Source organism: Capsulimonas corticalis (assembly GCF_003574315.2).
Taxonomy (GTDB): domain Bacteria; phylum Armatimonadota; class Armatimonadia; order Armatimonadales; family Capsulimonadaceae; genus Capsulimonas; species Capsulimonas corticalis.
Genome location: NZ_AP025739.1, coordinates 7274243 through 7287676, shown reverse-complemented (window position 1 = coordinate 7287676; position 13434 = coordinate 7274243). Strand labels below are relative to the sequence as shown.

The window sequence follows — 13434 nt, the reverse complement described above, 5'->3', positions numbered from 1 at the left end:
CACGCAGAGAGCGAAAAGAAACGATGCAAGGCAATACTCGCAAAAGAGTGGCGACGGCGCTCGCCGCGCTGACGGTTGCCGGCGCGCTGACGATTACCCTGGCGCCCCAGGCGCATTGGACGACGCCCGCGACGGCGTTCGCCGCGCGGCCGGCCCCGCCGCGCATTCCCGTCTACTATTGGCACATGTGGAGCGCGCAATGGCAGCCCGTCATGGAGCATGTCGTCGCGGAATTTAACGCCAGTCAGACCAAGTACGAGGTCATTCCGGTGCAGGTGCCGTATGGGCAGGCCGATACGAAGTTTCTGCTGTCGGCCGCCGGAGGCGATCCACCGGATGTGATGGCGCAGTGGACGCAGGCGATCGGTTCTTGGGGACAGGCCGGCGTGCTTCAGCCGTTGGAAACAAAAATGTCGCCCGCCGAGCGGCGATCTTTTTCGCATGACACCTATCCCGTGTTCCACGACAACGGCTGGTACAAAGGGCATTTATACGGCCTGCCGCTGGCGGTCGATGTCTACGCCTGTTACTACCGCCCTGACCAATTTCGGCAGGCGGGACTGGACCCGGATCGGTTCCCGGACACCCTGGAGGCGTTAACGGACGTGGGGAGCCGTTTGAACCAGGTTGACAGCGACGGCCGTTACGCGCGTCTCGGCTTTCTGCCTCAGGGTTTGACCCGTTACGCGCCCGCATTCGGCGGCGGGTTCTACGACCCGCGCACCCACCAGGCGCTTTTGGATACTCCCGAGAACAAGCGCGCGCTGGACTACCTCACGCAGACCGGGCAGAAGCTGGGAATGGAGCGTGTCCGACGCTTCAGCGCCGGCCTCAAGTCCGAGAACAACGGCGCCGATTGGCCGTTTATCGATGGATCGTTCACGGTGACGCTCGACGGCGAATGGCGCGTGATGCAGCTGGCTCAGTTTGCTCCTCATATGGAATACCGGGTGGCTCCGCTGCCGCCGCCGCGCGGCGGCAAGCCGCTCGCGAGTTTCGCCTCCATCGACTACTTGACCATTCCGGTCGGCGCCCAGCATCCCGAAGGAGCCTGGGAGTTCATTAAGTTCTGGTCGGGACTGGATGATCCGGAGCGTGCGGCGGCGTTCAACGCCTCCTTTGGCTGGCTGCCGTCGTCGCCTCGGATGACGAATTCGCCCGCCTACCAGGCCTATCTGCGTCGCTATCCGCAGTACCAGACGTTTGTGCGGCTGGCGGCGAGCTCCAATCTGGTCACCACGCCGCCCGTGCCATACCAGCAGTTCCTGATGGATCGGATTCAGAGCAAAGATGAACTGGCGGAGCGCGGCGCCGTGACGCCGAATGAGGCGCTGGCGCAGCTTGAGCGCGAGACGGAGCGGGAGCGCCGCCGGCGCAGGGAGCTGGGATATGATCAGTAGTGACCGCGCGAGAATGGAGCAAGGGAATGAGCAGTGAGTCGCCCGGCGCGATGCCGGAAGCGTCCTACGCGACAGGAAACCGAGCCCGGACGGCCGCCATGCCCGTCCGAAGAACAAAACGGCGCGCGTCGTTTGGGCGTCTGACCCGCCTTCAAAGCATTCTGGCGCATGTGGCGCTGCTTGTCCTTTGTATCCCGGCGCTGATGCCGCTTGCCTGGATGATTTCGACATCGCTGAAGCCCGACGCGCAGATCTTCGCGCATGGCGGTCCGCTCACGTGGGCCAGCCTCTTCCCGCATCCGATCGAGTGGCAAAACTATCCCCGAGCGTTGCGCGCCGTGCCGTTCGCGATGTATCTTAAAAATACGTTGTTGCTTTGTTTCTTCACTGTTGTGGGCGCCGTCATCTCCAGCGCCGTGGTCGCCTACGGCTTCGCACGGCAGGAGTTTCGCGGAAAGTCCGTATTATTCCTCGTCATGGTCGCAACGATTGCAATACCTGCGCAAGTGACGATGGTTCCCACCGTCGCGCTCTTCCGATGGCTTCACTGGTATGGCACCTACCTGCCTTTGATCGTTCCCGCGTTCTGCGGCGCGCCATTTTATATCTTTCTGCTAACGCAGTTCTTCCGAAACCTCCCCGCCGAGCTGGCGGAGGCGGCGCGCGTGGACGGCGCCAGCGAATGGCGCATTTTCTGGCAGGTAATGCTGCCCCTGGCGCGGCCGGCGCTAGTGACCTGCGCCCTGTTTCAATTTCTGGCGACCTGGAACGACTTCTTCGGGCCGCTGCTCTACATCAACAACCCCGCGCGCTACACGCTTGCCTACGGATTACAGCAGCTCCTCGGCGCTCACGGCAGCGAGTGGGCGTCGCTGATGGCTGACTCAACGATCTTCATGCTGCCAGTGATGGTTCTGTTCTTCTTCACACAGAAGACGTTCGTGCAAGGGATCGCGACGACCGGCGGCAAGAATTGAGGGATTTGCGACAAAGGAGGTGACACGCCTTACGTCAGAGCGTTCATAGGGGCATGCATTTCACCCGGGTTTTATACCCGGGTTCCTAATTCAAAGACCCCGGAAGATGATTGCCTCGCAGTGTAAGCCATATCGGATCTTGGAGGATTACCATGAAACCATTCGCATCAACGACTTTATTCCGTACCATAAAATGTTTGTCGTTGCGATTATTGCAAGCATTAGCGATGATGTTACTTGCCTTCGCGGCGCTGCCGCAGAGCGCATTCGCTGCTTTCTCAAATGAAACGACCTGGAGCGATGGGACGAATCTTTATTACAAAGCTTCGTATACCGGCTCCTACGCCCATTTTCAGGTGTATTTGGACACGGACAGCAGCGCCAGCACGGGGTACACGGTGAGCGGGATCGGCGCCGATTACCTGATTGAAGACACCGGACTCTACAAATCCACCGCGAATGGCGGGACGTGGAGCTGGGCCTCGGCGTCCGGCGTGGTGACGGAGACGACGCCGGTCGCGGGAACGGTCCAGTTTGCGGTTCCGCTGAGCGCCATCGGTTCGCCGACATCGGCGCGCATTGCCTTTGCCGGCGCCGATGCGAGCTGGACCGTGACGCTCGATCCGACGGTGGTCACGTATTCCACCGGGGGCGTCAGTTACTACGTCTCCACTAGCGGCAGCGACTCGAACGCCGGCACGATCTCCGCCCCCTGGCGCACCGGCCAGAAAGCGGCCAACACGGCCGCCGCCGGCGCGACGGTTTATTTCCGGGCCGGCTCCTACGCGCCCTTCGATGTCAACGTCTCCGGATCGTCGTCGGGCGGGTACATCACTTTCCGCAACTACCCGGGCGAGGCCGCTGTGATCGACGGGACCGGCTGGGTCCCAAGCTACGACCATGGGCTCATCCAGATCTCGAACCACAACTATATCAAGATCCTGGGGCTGGAGATCCGAAACGGCCAATCGACCTCCTCCACCTCAAGCCCCGCCGGCGTGATGGTGGATGGCGCCGACAGCTATATTCAGATCCTCAGCTGTCACATTCACGATATCACGAACACGGCGTCCAGCAACGGCAACGCGCACGGAATTCTGATCCGAGGCAATAGCAGTTCCGGCGACATCGACAACGTCACCATCGACAGCAATGAGATCAACGCGCTGAAGACGGGCTGGAGCGAATCCTGCACGCTGGTCGGCAACGTCGCGACATTCACGGTCTCCAATAACCTCATCCACGACAACAACAACATCGGCGTCGTCCTCGCGGGCGGCTACGGAACCTCGCCGCTGGTCGATCAGGCGCGCAGCGGCTTGGTGACCGGCAATACCGTATTTAACTGCTCGACCCTCGCGAACCCATATTACAGCGCCAATACCTGCGCCGGCCTTTACGTCGATGGCGGCACAAACATCATCCTGGAGCGGAACTTAGTCCGCAACTGCGACATTGGCGTTTCGGCGTCGAGCGAGAATGTCGGGAAAGTCACCAGCTACGTCACGGCGCGCGGCAACCTGATCTACAAAAACGCCACGGCCGCCATTGAAGTCGGCGGCTACGCGTCCAGCGGAACCGGCGGCACGGACCACTGCACCTTCGTGAACAACACCCTGTATTCGAATGACACCAACAACTGGTGGTGCGGCGAGATCCAGATCGCCTGGAGAACCACAAACAGCATCTTCAAAAACAACATCCTCTACGCCGGCTCGCAAGACGTCTTCGTCAAAGACATCGCCACCGACGGCGCCGCCGTCGGCGTGTTCGACTACAACGACTACTACTCCACCGGCGGCAACACCAATGCGAAATGGCAGTGGATCAACCAAACGGCCTGGGACTACACCTTCGCCTCCTGGAAAACCGCCAGCGGCCAGGACGCCCACTCCACCTACGCCGACCCACTCTTCGTCAGCACCACCACGCCGACCCTCGACACCAACACCGGCTCCCCGGCGCGAAACACCGGAACCAACCTCGGCTCCACCGTCGTCGGAACCCTCGACTACGCCGGCGCGTCGCGCGTACAGGGTACGGCGATTGATATGGGGGCGTACGAACACTAAACTCGGGGAGTAATAAGAAAGACGAGCGCCGCCGGCGAATCCTATCGTGAAGGGTCGGCGGCGGCGCTTGTCAATTTTGGAGGGATTCGCGTCGATGAAGCAGAGCGAAAAGGGGATCGGCGTCAATGAGCGTCACAGCGTAAAACTCTGTCTGCGATACTTATTCACGATGGCTTCGCCAAATGGCATATCCGAGTCTGTGGACGGCGTTGCCCGCAGTTCCAGCGTCTGAGCCATAGCAACAAGATTGCTCAGCGTCTGACCAGAAGATGGGAGCGATAGATCTCCGTCGGATGCGGCTGCAAGAGAAGTGGTCAATATTTGCTCTGCCAATAAGTCCGGCGTCGTTCCTAGCCGTGTCGCCTCGACGGTCAGCGCTCGCTCAATTTTTGGTGACACGGTGATAGTAATATCGTATTGTACCGCAAATTTTTTGCGATTATTCCAAGACTACATCTTTGCTTACGCCATCCAAATCTGGCTCGGCAAAATAGATCATCCACGCGTACTCATGGAGTATCGCATGCACGACCGCGCCCGCGACGGTGTATTTCTGAAACACTCTTCGTATTCCAGCCGATTTAATTGCAGCGCTCGTCGTCCGTAAACTAAATGGGAATCGCTTCCCAACCGCGCTTCACTCGGGATTTGAGATATCCGCCAAGATATTCTGCTGCCTGATCATATGTTGTAGTGTTGATTAGCTTGGACAAATACAGATTCTGGCGCGCTACTTCCGGAAGATCGAAATACCAGAATAACGACGTTAGCGGTGATATCCACGGCGGCGTTGTTGTCGCATGCGGCAGTACCGCCACGTCGCCAAAGTCGCCGCGTATCGCGGATATGAGCGATGCGATGACGATGCTTTGACGCATTCCGCGCTGATTTTGCAATATATATTCCGCGATTTCGCTGAGGTCTGTTGCGGCCACGCCTTCCAAGCATTCGCAGCCAAGCCAAGCTCCGGCGTTCGTCAGCGCGGCGACACGCGCCAGCACCTGCGCATGACAAATTTGATCGAGGCGCTCTGCTCCAAACGCCACGGCGGCAAGTATTCGCTGTGGCCCTTCGAGCAGCGAAAGCGCCGCGAGTGATATCGCGTCTTCCAGAGGAGACCCAAGCGCGTTTTCGTCGCCCCGCAGCAATGAATCGACGCCGCCGTCCACTAAGATAATCGTGTCAATGGATAAATCACGGACGAGCCGCGTGTAGCTCTCCAGGAGCGGTCCGACTCCTGACGCCCCCATGCACCAAACCGAGACGTCTCGCGCCATTCGGTCGCTCAGGGCCTTCGCCAGCCATCCCTCCGGGAAGTACGACGGTCGAGATGAGCGGGCGGTCACTTCCACCAAGAATGGGGAGTGCTGAGTAGCGTTCGCAATGTCGTTAATCGGCGTCGACGAAAAACCGGCGATGTGTACGTCCTTGCCTTGTCTCGCCAGCGCGAGGGCAATCGGCGCTCCGCAGACGACATCGTATCCGCCCCCGCCGCCAGCGATCAAAATACTTTGCGAATGCGCGAGGCGCGTGTCAATTGTTTGGTTCAGCATAGGTTGGTGTCATCGCGGAATGGTTTCCAACGGATCGGCCTTCTCGTCCAGCACGCTGAACTTCCAGGAAGACTAACAGAGCGCGCTGATGTTTTTCGACTCGCTCGGCCGGCGTCAGCCGCAATTTTGCGCGTAGTAGTGAGCGGTCAATCCCATTTTGTCTTGTTCGGGAAATCGGGGTTATTGAATTCCGCCTTCTTCGCGGCGAGCGCCTCCGCAAACTGTACGCCGTGGTCGTTCTCTGAGCGCTTCGGCAATGGCGCGCGACTTTCCACAGGAACGATATATGGCGCGAGCGCCTCCGCAAGTGTCTTTTTGGGGGTAGGGGTGATGGCTTGAACGACCCACGCTTCGACGGTCAGGCCGCTTGAGGCGGCCTGCTCTTCAAGATATGTGGAAAGCTCGGGAGAAATTTCTATTTCTAACTTCGCCATGGCTGCTTACCTCGGATATAGATGCTTGATAGCATTATATCTGATTGGTAAGAGAAATGGACGAAATGGCTTTCATGGCGCGATGGCGCATGGGCAATTGGCGTGCCTGCTTCGGAAGGATCATGTCAGGCCGCTGCGGCTTCGGGCGGCTGCGTTGTTGTTTCAGACGCATAATCGTCGCAGTCGTACGTTCAGGATCAAGGATCCGATGAGAAACAGTCCGATGGGAATGGCGGACGACGGTTCGGGGACGGCGGCGGCCACCACGTTAAAGGTGGGAGTAAAGAACTCTTGACTGACAATTCCGCTCGAATAGTCCTGGTTGAACATGAGCGCGGCCAGATAGTAGGTTCCGGGAGTGGACGGGGCGGTGATCGCCACGTTGTAATTGAGTGTTTGCCCAGGAGCAAAGGTTTGGTTCGTATAGAACGTCTGACCCTGAAAATGGAAACCCTGGTCGTAGATCTGAAAGTATGAGTTGTAGTCGGTAGCCTGCCCGCCGACATCGGTGATCGACGCGGGGAAGGTGAACGTACTGCCCGCCACGACCGTGGCCGGTACGGTCGCGGTGAATGTAAACGCTGGGGCAAGAGCGTGAGCCGGCGTCGCGAATCCGGCGGCGATGAACATGGAGACGGTGAGGCCGACCGCGAATTGCATAGAGCTTCCACGAAACTTCCGCTGGGCGTACAGTTTGTCGTTCATGGCGTTGTCTATTCCCCTTTGAGGTTGGTGATATCTCCATCCTAAGGGATCCGGCTTCTGGTGTCAAGCGGATTGACAAGATATTTTCGCATAGGGAAGCGTCTGAGCCTGCGGCGCCAGTGGGGCGTCCGCAGGCAAAAACAAGGCGTGTGATCTCACAAACTGCCGACATCGATGACGGCTTGGGCAAAAGCCTGCGGGGCTTCCTGAGGAAGATTGTGCCCGATCCCGCCTTTGATGAGCCGATGGGCGTACTTGCCCGAGAACTTCTTTTGGTATACGGCGCTGTCGGGGTGGGGGGCGCCGTTGGCGTCGCCTTCCAGGGTGATGGTGGGAACGGTGATGATCGGACCGGCCGCGAGACGCTTTTCCAGCTCGTCATATTTCGGCTCACCGTCCGCCAGGCTGAGGCGCCAGCGGTAGTTATGAATCACGATGGCGACATGATCCGGGTTGTCGAACGACGCGGCAGTGCGATCGAACACGGCGTCCTCGAAGCTCCATTTCGGCGACGCGATCCGCCAGATGAGTTTCGCGAAGTCGTGCCGATTCTTTTCGTAACCAGCCCGGCCGCGCTCCGTCGCGAAATAAAACTGATACCACCATTGCAGCTCCGCCTCCGGCGGCAGGGGCGCTTTGCCGGCTGCCTGGTTGCCGATCAGATAACCACTCACGGAGACCAGCGCCTTGCATCGCTCCGGCCAGAGCGCCGCGATGATGTTGGCTGTTCGCGCTCCCCAATCAAAACCAGCGATCGTCGCCGACTCGATCTTGAGCGCATCCATCAAGGCGATGATATCGACGGCGACGACGGATTGCTGACCATTCCGGGTCGTCTCGCTGGACAGAAAACTCGTCGAGCCATAGCCGCGCAGGTACGGGACGATCACCCGATAGCCCTGCTTGACCAGCAGCGGCGCGACATCGACAAAGCTGTGAATGTCGTACGGCCATCCGTGCAGCAGGATGACCGCCGGACCGTCGATCGGCCCTTCGTCCGCGTAGCCCACGTTGAGCAGGCCAGCGTCGATCTGTTTCAGTGATCCAAAGGATGTCTGCGGATCGCCTGCCGCCTTGTTCGCCGCCGGGGCGGCTTCGGCCTGATCCGCGAAAAGGGGACGCTGCGCGAGCAAACTCGCTCCCGCCGATGCGCCCGCCATTGCCAAGAGACGACGGCGTGAAATCCGCTTTTCGTCTGTGTGAGTCATGGGTGAATCTCCTTGCATCGTCTTGCCGCCTGCTCGGCGATCGTGCAATGCGCCGAGCGGCAAGTGATTGTGTATCATCGTTTCTGTCACTTGGTCGTGGCAAAAAAATAGTAGTCCACGGAGTATCCTTGGAGTTACCACACAACAAGGGATCAGCTGCGGACTACCAGATCAATTTTACTCTCTCGGAGCAGTTTTTAGAACAGTGTCGCGACGACGTCGCCGGGCCGATGACGCGGCTATGGTCCCGGCTGAACCCAGGCGTAACTGCGCTCAGGCATTCCGGTCATGGCCCGGCCTTCGACCTGTCGCCATGCGCTCTCGTCCAGATCTTCCGCGCTCCAAGCCAGATTGTCCCCGTCGTGGATCCGCCACCCGTCGGCGTCGATCCGCAAGTGGTCCTGGATGGCGGATCCCGGAGGCAGGTCTTCCATGCTATAGTCGTGCGGCAAGTCGACGCAGCGCCATTCCAGGTCATCGAAGGCGGGCGCTTCCGCGCCTGTGGCGTCATTGCGGAGAAATCTCCAGCTGTGATCGATCTTTAAGCGGATACGCGGCGCCAAGGGCGTTGTGTCGTTTGTCATTCCATCATCTCGCTTACGTCTTTACTTTTTGCTCAAAATCGCTGCATATCCTCCTGCGGGCAGCAGCGTAACGGGCAGGAGCATCTTGGAATTCACGGGGGTGGTTATCTCATTGATTGCAGTGGCCTGAGCGTTCGCTTCCAAGGAGTCGGCGAAGCTATCGAGACGCCATTTACCCTTGCCGAGAAAATTCAGAGGCAGCGTAATATGGCTCATTGTATCGCCGTTCATCGCGGTCAAATACCAACGATTTCCCGATCGCCGCGCCACGGCGACATATTGGCCGATGTCTCCGCCCAGAATGACGGTTTCATCCCACGCGGTTGGCAATGCCCGCAGAAATTCGACGCCGGGTTGGTGGGAGTAATTGGCCGGACTATCACACATCACGAGCAAGGGACTCTGATAAATTACCGTCATCGCCAACTGGCGCGCGCGCGTGCCCATCACCTCCGCAGGAAATGTGACTTTGAAATCAGACGGGCTGCGATTGAGGAAACCGCCCGGCGTGAAATCCATCGGCCCCAGAAGCCCCCGTGTGAAGGGCAAAGTCACCGTGTGTTCCGGGGTGCAAAGGTAGCCAAGTTTATTGTATTCGTTGCCCAGCACTCCCTCCTGAGTGATCAGGTTCGGATAAGTGCGAGACAAGCCAGTGGGTTTATAAGCGCCGTGAAAATCAACCATCAGCTGATATTTGGCGGCCGCTTTGAGGGCCGCGACATACCATTGCACCGTTTCCTGGCTGTCGCTGTTCATAAAATCGATTTTGACGCCGGCAAATCCCCAGCTAGCCGCCTTTGAAAACACCTTGTCGAAGCCCTCGCGCGTCACATCATTCGAGTGCATCCACAAAAACAGCCGAATGCCCTTGTTGCCCGCATAGCTTACCAGTTCGGGAATGTTGATGTGGGGCAGCGGCTGAGTGAGGTCATCTTGATACCAGCGCCAATCCACCAACTGATACGACCAACCCATTTCCGACGCAAAGTCAATATATTCTTTGTCCGCGGCGGTGTCACCGCGCGCATCTAATCCTGTGTATTGCGGCAAGTGCGGGTTGACCCCGGTCCACCAAGGGTCCCAGGAGCTCACGCCAGGCTTAACCCAGGAAACATCGCCCAATTCATTGGGAGTGGCGAGCGTCGCCACGAAATTCGAGTTCAGCAGATCCGCGCTCTTACGGCCGATCATTAACACCCGCCAGGGACTTTGGCGAGGGACGCTGGAAACCACCAAGCCGTTCCCGTCAGTGCGCGACGCAAGCGAAGCCGTAACACCCGTACCGCCCGTTCCCGAAAGGAACATCCCAGCCCAATCGAGCAAATCTGATTCGGCCACGGCGACAGTGCAGCTGGGCGTCTGAGTCACAAGCGGCAGAACTCCCCAGTACGGCTGCCCGCGACGCCACTGGTCAGGAGTTGTCATGGGGATCTTGCTCAATTTGGTCGCTGGATACTGGCACTCCGCACAAGACGATTCATTGCCCAGCCAGCTGCGATCATCGTCCGCGAAGCAAAACTCGGTCAGTTCCTTAGTCAGAACGAAGTTGCCCAACCCGGAAGCGAGAGGCAAATCATAGCGAAACGCCACTCCATCGTTATATGCCCGCACGATCAGCCCAAATTGGCGGTTGGTCCCTTTTTCCTGCAAGGTGAACCGAGCTTGATTCCAATGATCGGACACCACGCGGCTCTTGCCAAAGGGATTCTCCCAGGTCCCCTTGTGCTGTAGTTTCTGCATGGAGACAATCAGGGTGTCTGCTCCCAGCTCCGCATTCTTGAACTGCAATCCCAATCGTGAATCTGTCACGACCAATTTGCCGTCAACTTGAACGCGATACCGTAATCCTGCCTCATTAGAGACGATGAACGTGATTTTTCCATCTGGCGACATCACGCGCATTTCGGCGGCTTTCGCCATGCTGCTGATGAGAAGTAATGAGAGACATAAAAGGAGTTTTTTCATTGTGCTTGTTCGGTAAACGGCGCCTTTGCTGAGAATTATTAGTCGTCGATTCGGATGGTGATTGTCGCTCTCTTGGACGATATTGGCCGACGATCTGCCGGCGGATACGCCGCTCACATGGCAATATCCACATCGGCTTTCCTCTGCTGGCGGATAACAGTCAAATGCAGCGTCTTGCCCTGCTTAAGATCGCAGATCTTAAGCAGATCCGTGATCGTATGCACGGCATGATTGTCGGCGGCGATGATCACATCGCTTGGAGCCAGGCCGAACTTCTGCGCGGCGCTGCCCACTGGCGTGTCCAATATCAGCACGCCGCTTTCGCCGGGTAAGCCATAGACGGAGCGATCTCCCAGGCCCAAGATATTGCGCACGCGCGCGCCAAATGCAATGCCCGAGCTGGCTGCGGGCGCCTGGGCATCGCCGCCCCTCGCTTGCCCGACGATCGCCGGTATTTCCGGCGTCCGGGCGATCGCCTTGAGGCGCGGACTGACGACGCCGAACTGATCCATTGGAAAGTTCTTGAAACCCAGGGCCAGGGCCGGAGAATCGCTTGAGACCCGAAAGTCTCCGCCGGCCGGGTTGACGAAGCGCGCGTCCGCGACGATAGAGGCGGCGTCGCGATGGGACATCGCCGCGAGCCCTTGAGCGGGATGCGGCTCGATAAGGCCGGGCTGATCCACCAGATTCTCATCCATCTGCGCGCCCCAGGGACGGTCGGACGGCATTCCCGCCGGCCGGTAGGCGTCGACGAAGACGATGTTGCGCCTGAAGATATCCCCGCTATGTGCGAACCAGACGTGCGGGTGGAGCGTGTTGTTGACGATGATGTTGTTTTCAACGAGCCGCCCGTAGCCCTCGCGGTTCTTGATCCCGCCATTCAAGCACAGGTTGTTGTAGATATGGTAGTTCGAGGAACCGTCGTCAAGATCGATATCCCAGCCGTGATCACATCGCCAACGCGAGTTTCGAAGGGTGATCGGTTCAACCGCGTCGAGAAACGGCAGGTTCTGATGCGCGTTCCAGTCGGCGTCATTGTTCAGATCGACGCCGGTGAGTCCCCAGTAGCGGTCGCGCCCCCAGGAATTGAACGAGCCGTGGTCTCCCGTTTCTTTGACGGTGTCGAAAATGTCGCAGAACTCGATCACATGCCCGCCCCAGCACCCGTCGCCGATGTTGATCCCGGCGCGCGGAACGTCGTAGATCGAACAGCGCCGCACCGTAATTCTCGCAGCCAAATCGATCTCGACTGGCGCCGTCTGTTTTTCGACGCGTCCAGAGCGGCAGATCAGGCAATCTTCAACCAGGCAGTCGGCCGGATAGTTGTTTGTGCGGGGACCGGCGGCGAGGTCGATCTCAGACAGGGCGTGACGTTGGCCGTACTCGAACAACGGACTGCGCACGGCCTCAGGAGAGCCGACAAAGGCGACTCCGTTGGAGCCGGCGTCGGGAATATCGCACCCACGGACCGTCAGGCGGCGGTTGTAGTTGTTGACAAACACCGCATTGCCGCCGACCTGCTCGATGTTGCAGTTCTCGACAAGGCAGTTTTCCGTACCCGAGAAGAAGAGCGCGCCGCCACGGTAGATCGTCCAGTCCGACCGCACCAGAGGCTCCTTGTTGTCCTGAAATGTCGCCGCCGTATGGCGGAAGGTGATTCCCTTGAACCGGACAAAGCGCACGGGATGCGCGGCATCCCCGCGCATCTCGACCAGCGATCGCAGCCGGACCGTTTCAACGATCGCCTTGCTCAGATCGAGCCCAGCCGGCGGATAGTAATACAGAGTGTGGGACTTCGTATTGAGGAACCACTCGTCCGGCGCATCCAGCTCCTCGAAGATGTTCTCCACATAGCGCTGTTCGGGATGCATCCCAATTTGGCGATTGTTCTGCCACCCGCCTTCGTAGGTGACATTGCCGCCCGCGTCCTTGCCGGTGATCCAGTACCGGAGGTCTCCCCATTCCATCGCCTGCATCGCGTGAATGACGCCACCGGTTGGATCGGCCCACCGTTTGGCGCGCTCCGAGCTGATGGTGTCCGCCGAATAGCCTCCGAGGATGCGCTGATTGGGATCGTAGTTCGGGTAGCGGGCGAGTATGCGGCGCCGCCCATTGACAAAGAGCTGATCCGTGGCGCAGTCCGCAGGGACTGACGCTTTCATGATCCCGTTGCGGTACGGCTCCCAAGAGGGATGCAGGAGCCGCCCTCCGCTCACGACGACCTGTTCCCCTTTGTACGCCTGGTAGGTTACCGGCGCGCCACTCGCGCCGGAATCCGCGCTTGTCAGAACAAGCGGAGCGGGCAGGTAATATGTACCGGCCCTCAGATTGATGGTGATGGGTTTCTTTCCCGCGACTGAATGCGCCGCTTTCTGCGCCCGCGCCAGAGTGGCGAAGGGCTTTACCAGCGTGCCGGGCGCGTCGTCGCTGCCGTTTGGCGAGACATAGAAATCCGCGGCGAACGCCGGCGTCATGCAAGCGACCGTCGCGACGGCGACGAGACTTGTGCGGAAGAGGCTTGATTTATTCATAACTT

The 13434-nt window shown here is 59.0% G+C and carries 11 protein-coding genes; 3 read left to right on the top strand and 8 right to left on the bottom strand.

The window, feature by feature from the left end; all coding sequences use genetic code 11:
• Positions 1 to 23 precede the first annotated feature (23 nt).
• The 3 genes from D5261_RS31760 to D5261_RS31750 all read left to right on the top strand — a co-directional run bounded on the left by D5261_RS31760 (position 24) and on the right by D5261_RS31750 (position 4449).
• Positions 24 to 1400: an extracellular solute-binding protein gene (locus D5261_RS31760; protein ID WP_165864244.1), complete on the top strand. Its 1377-nt coding sequence runs from the start codon at positions 24 to 26 to the stop codon at positions 1398 to 1400.
• 26 nt (positions 1401 to 1426) lie between these two features.
• Positions 1427 to 2377: a carbohydrate ABC transporter permease gene (locus tag D5261_RS31755; RefSeq protein WP_218025603.1), complete on the top strand. Its 951-nt coding sequence runs from the start codon at positions 1427 to 1429 to the stop codon at positions 2375 to 2377.
• A 227-nt stretch (positions 2378 to 2604) separates the two neighbouring features.
• Positions 2605 to 4449: a right-handed parallel beta-helix repeat-containing protein gene (locus D5261_RS31750; protein ID WP_165864243.1), complete on the top strand. Its 1845-nt coding sequence runs from the start codon at positions 2605 to 2607 to the stop codon at positions 4447 to 4449.
• 132 nt (positions 4450 to 4581) lie between these two features.
• Here D5261_RS31750 and D5261_RS31745 read toward each other — a convergent pair whose 3' ends face one another.
• The 8 genes from D5261_RS31745 to D5261_RS31710 all read right to left on the bottom strand — a co-directional run bounded on the left by D5261_RS31745 (position 4582) and on the right by D5261_RS31710 (position 13429).
• Complete coding sequence (locus D5261_RS31745; protein WP_301002367.1) at positions 4582 to 4848, bottom strand: hypothetical protein; 267 nt, start codon at positions 4846 to 4848, stop codon at positions 4582 to 4584.
• A 209-nt stretch (positions 4849 to 5057) separates the two neighbouring features.
• On the bottom strand, positions 5058 to 6002 hold the full coding sequence (locus D5261_RS31740) for a DUF1152 domain-containing protein (RefSeq protein ID WP_119321780.1): 945 nt from the start codon (positions 6000 to 6002) through the stop codon (positions 5058 to 5060).
• 146 nt (positions 6003 to 6148) lie between these two features.
• Positions 6149 to 6436, bottom strand: a complete 288-nt coding sequence (locus D5261_RS31735; RefSeq protein ID WP_119321779.1) for a hypothetical protein — start codon at positions 6434 to 6436, stop codon at positions 6149 to 6151.
• 162 nt (positions 6437 to 6598) lie between these two features.
• The gene (locus tag D5261_RS31730) at positions 6599 to 7141 is read right to left on the bottom strand and encodes a hypothetical protein (protein WP_119321778.1); all 543 of its coding nucleotides are present in this window, start codon (positions 7139 to 7141) and stop codon (positions 6599 to 6601) included.
• 155 nt (positions 7142 to 7296) lie between these two features.
• A complete protein-coding gene (locus D5261_RS31725; RefSeq protein ID WP_174721479.1) occupies positions 7297 to 8349 on the bottom strand; it encodes an alpha/beta fold hydrolase in 1053 nt (350 codons plus the stop codon).
• Positions 8350 to 8588: 239 nt separating this feature from the next.
• Entirely contained in the window at positions 8589 to 8933 is a 345-nt protein-coding gene (locus D5261_RS31720) for a hypothetical protein (RefSeq protein ID WP_119321776.1), read from the bottom strand.
• 21 nt (positions 8934 to 8954) lie between these two features.
• Positions 8955 to 11015, bottom strand: coding sequence for a glycoside hydrolase family 97 protein (locus tag D5261_RS31715; RefSeq protein WP_119321775.1), 2061 nt, complete (start codon positions 11013 to 11015; stop codon positions 8955 to 8957).
• The gene (locus D5261_RS31710; RefSeq protein WP_119321774.1) at positions 11012 to 13429 is read right to left on the bottom strand and encodes a PDZ domain-containing protein; all 2418 of its coding nucleotides are present in this window, start codon (positions 13427 to 13429) and stop codon (positions 11012 to 11014) included. Before D5261_RS31710 ends, D5261_RS31715 begins: the two co-directional genes overlap by 4 nt.
• Positions 13430 to 13434 lie beyond the last annotated feature (5 nt).

Coding starts and splice junctions, on each gene's coding strand:
- D5261_RS31760 (WP_165864244.1), top strand. CDS start 24: ATGCAAGGCAATACTCGCAAAAGAGTGGCGACGGCGCTCGCCGCGCTG.
- D5261_RS31755 (WP_218025603.1), top strand. CDS start 1,427: ATGAGCAGTGAGTCGCCCGGCGCGATGCCGGAAGCGTCCTACGCGACA.
- D5261_RS31750 (WP_165864243.1), top strand. CDS start 2,605: ATGATGTTACTTGCCTTCGCGGCGCTGCCGCAGAGCGCATTCGCTGCT.
- D5261_RS31740 (WP_119321780.1), bottom strand. CDS start 6,002: ATGCTGAACCAAACAATTGACACGCGCCTCGCGCATTCGCAAAGTATT.
- D5261_RS31735 (WP_119321779.1), bottom strand. CDS start 6,436: ATGGCGAAGTTAGAAATAGAAATTTCTCCCGAGCTTTCCACATATCTT.
- D5261_RS31730 (WP_119321778.1), bottom strand. CDS start 7,141: ATGAACGACAAACTGTACGCCCAGCGGAAGTTTCGTGGAAGCTCTATG.
- D5261_RS31725 (WP_174721479.1), bottom strand. CDS start 8,349: ATGACTCACACAGACGAAAAGCGGATTTCACGCCGTCGTCTCTTGGCA.
- D5261_RS31720 (WP_119321776.1), bottom strand. CDS start 8,933: ATGACAAACGACACAACGCCCTTGGCGCCGCGTATCCGCTTAAAGATC.
- D5261_RS31710 (WP_119321774.1), bottom strand. CDS start 13,429: ATGAATAAATCAAGCCTCTTCCGCACAAGTCTCGTCGCCGTCGCGACG.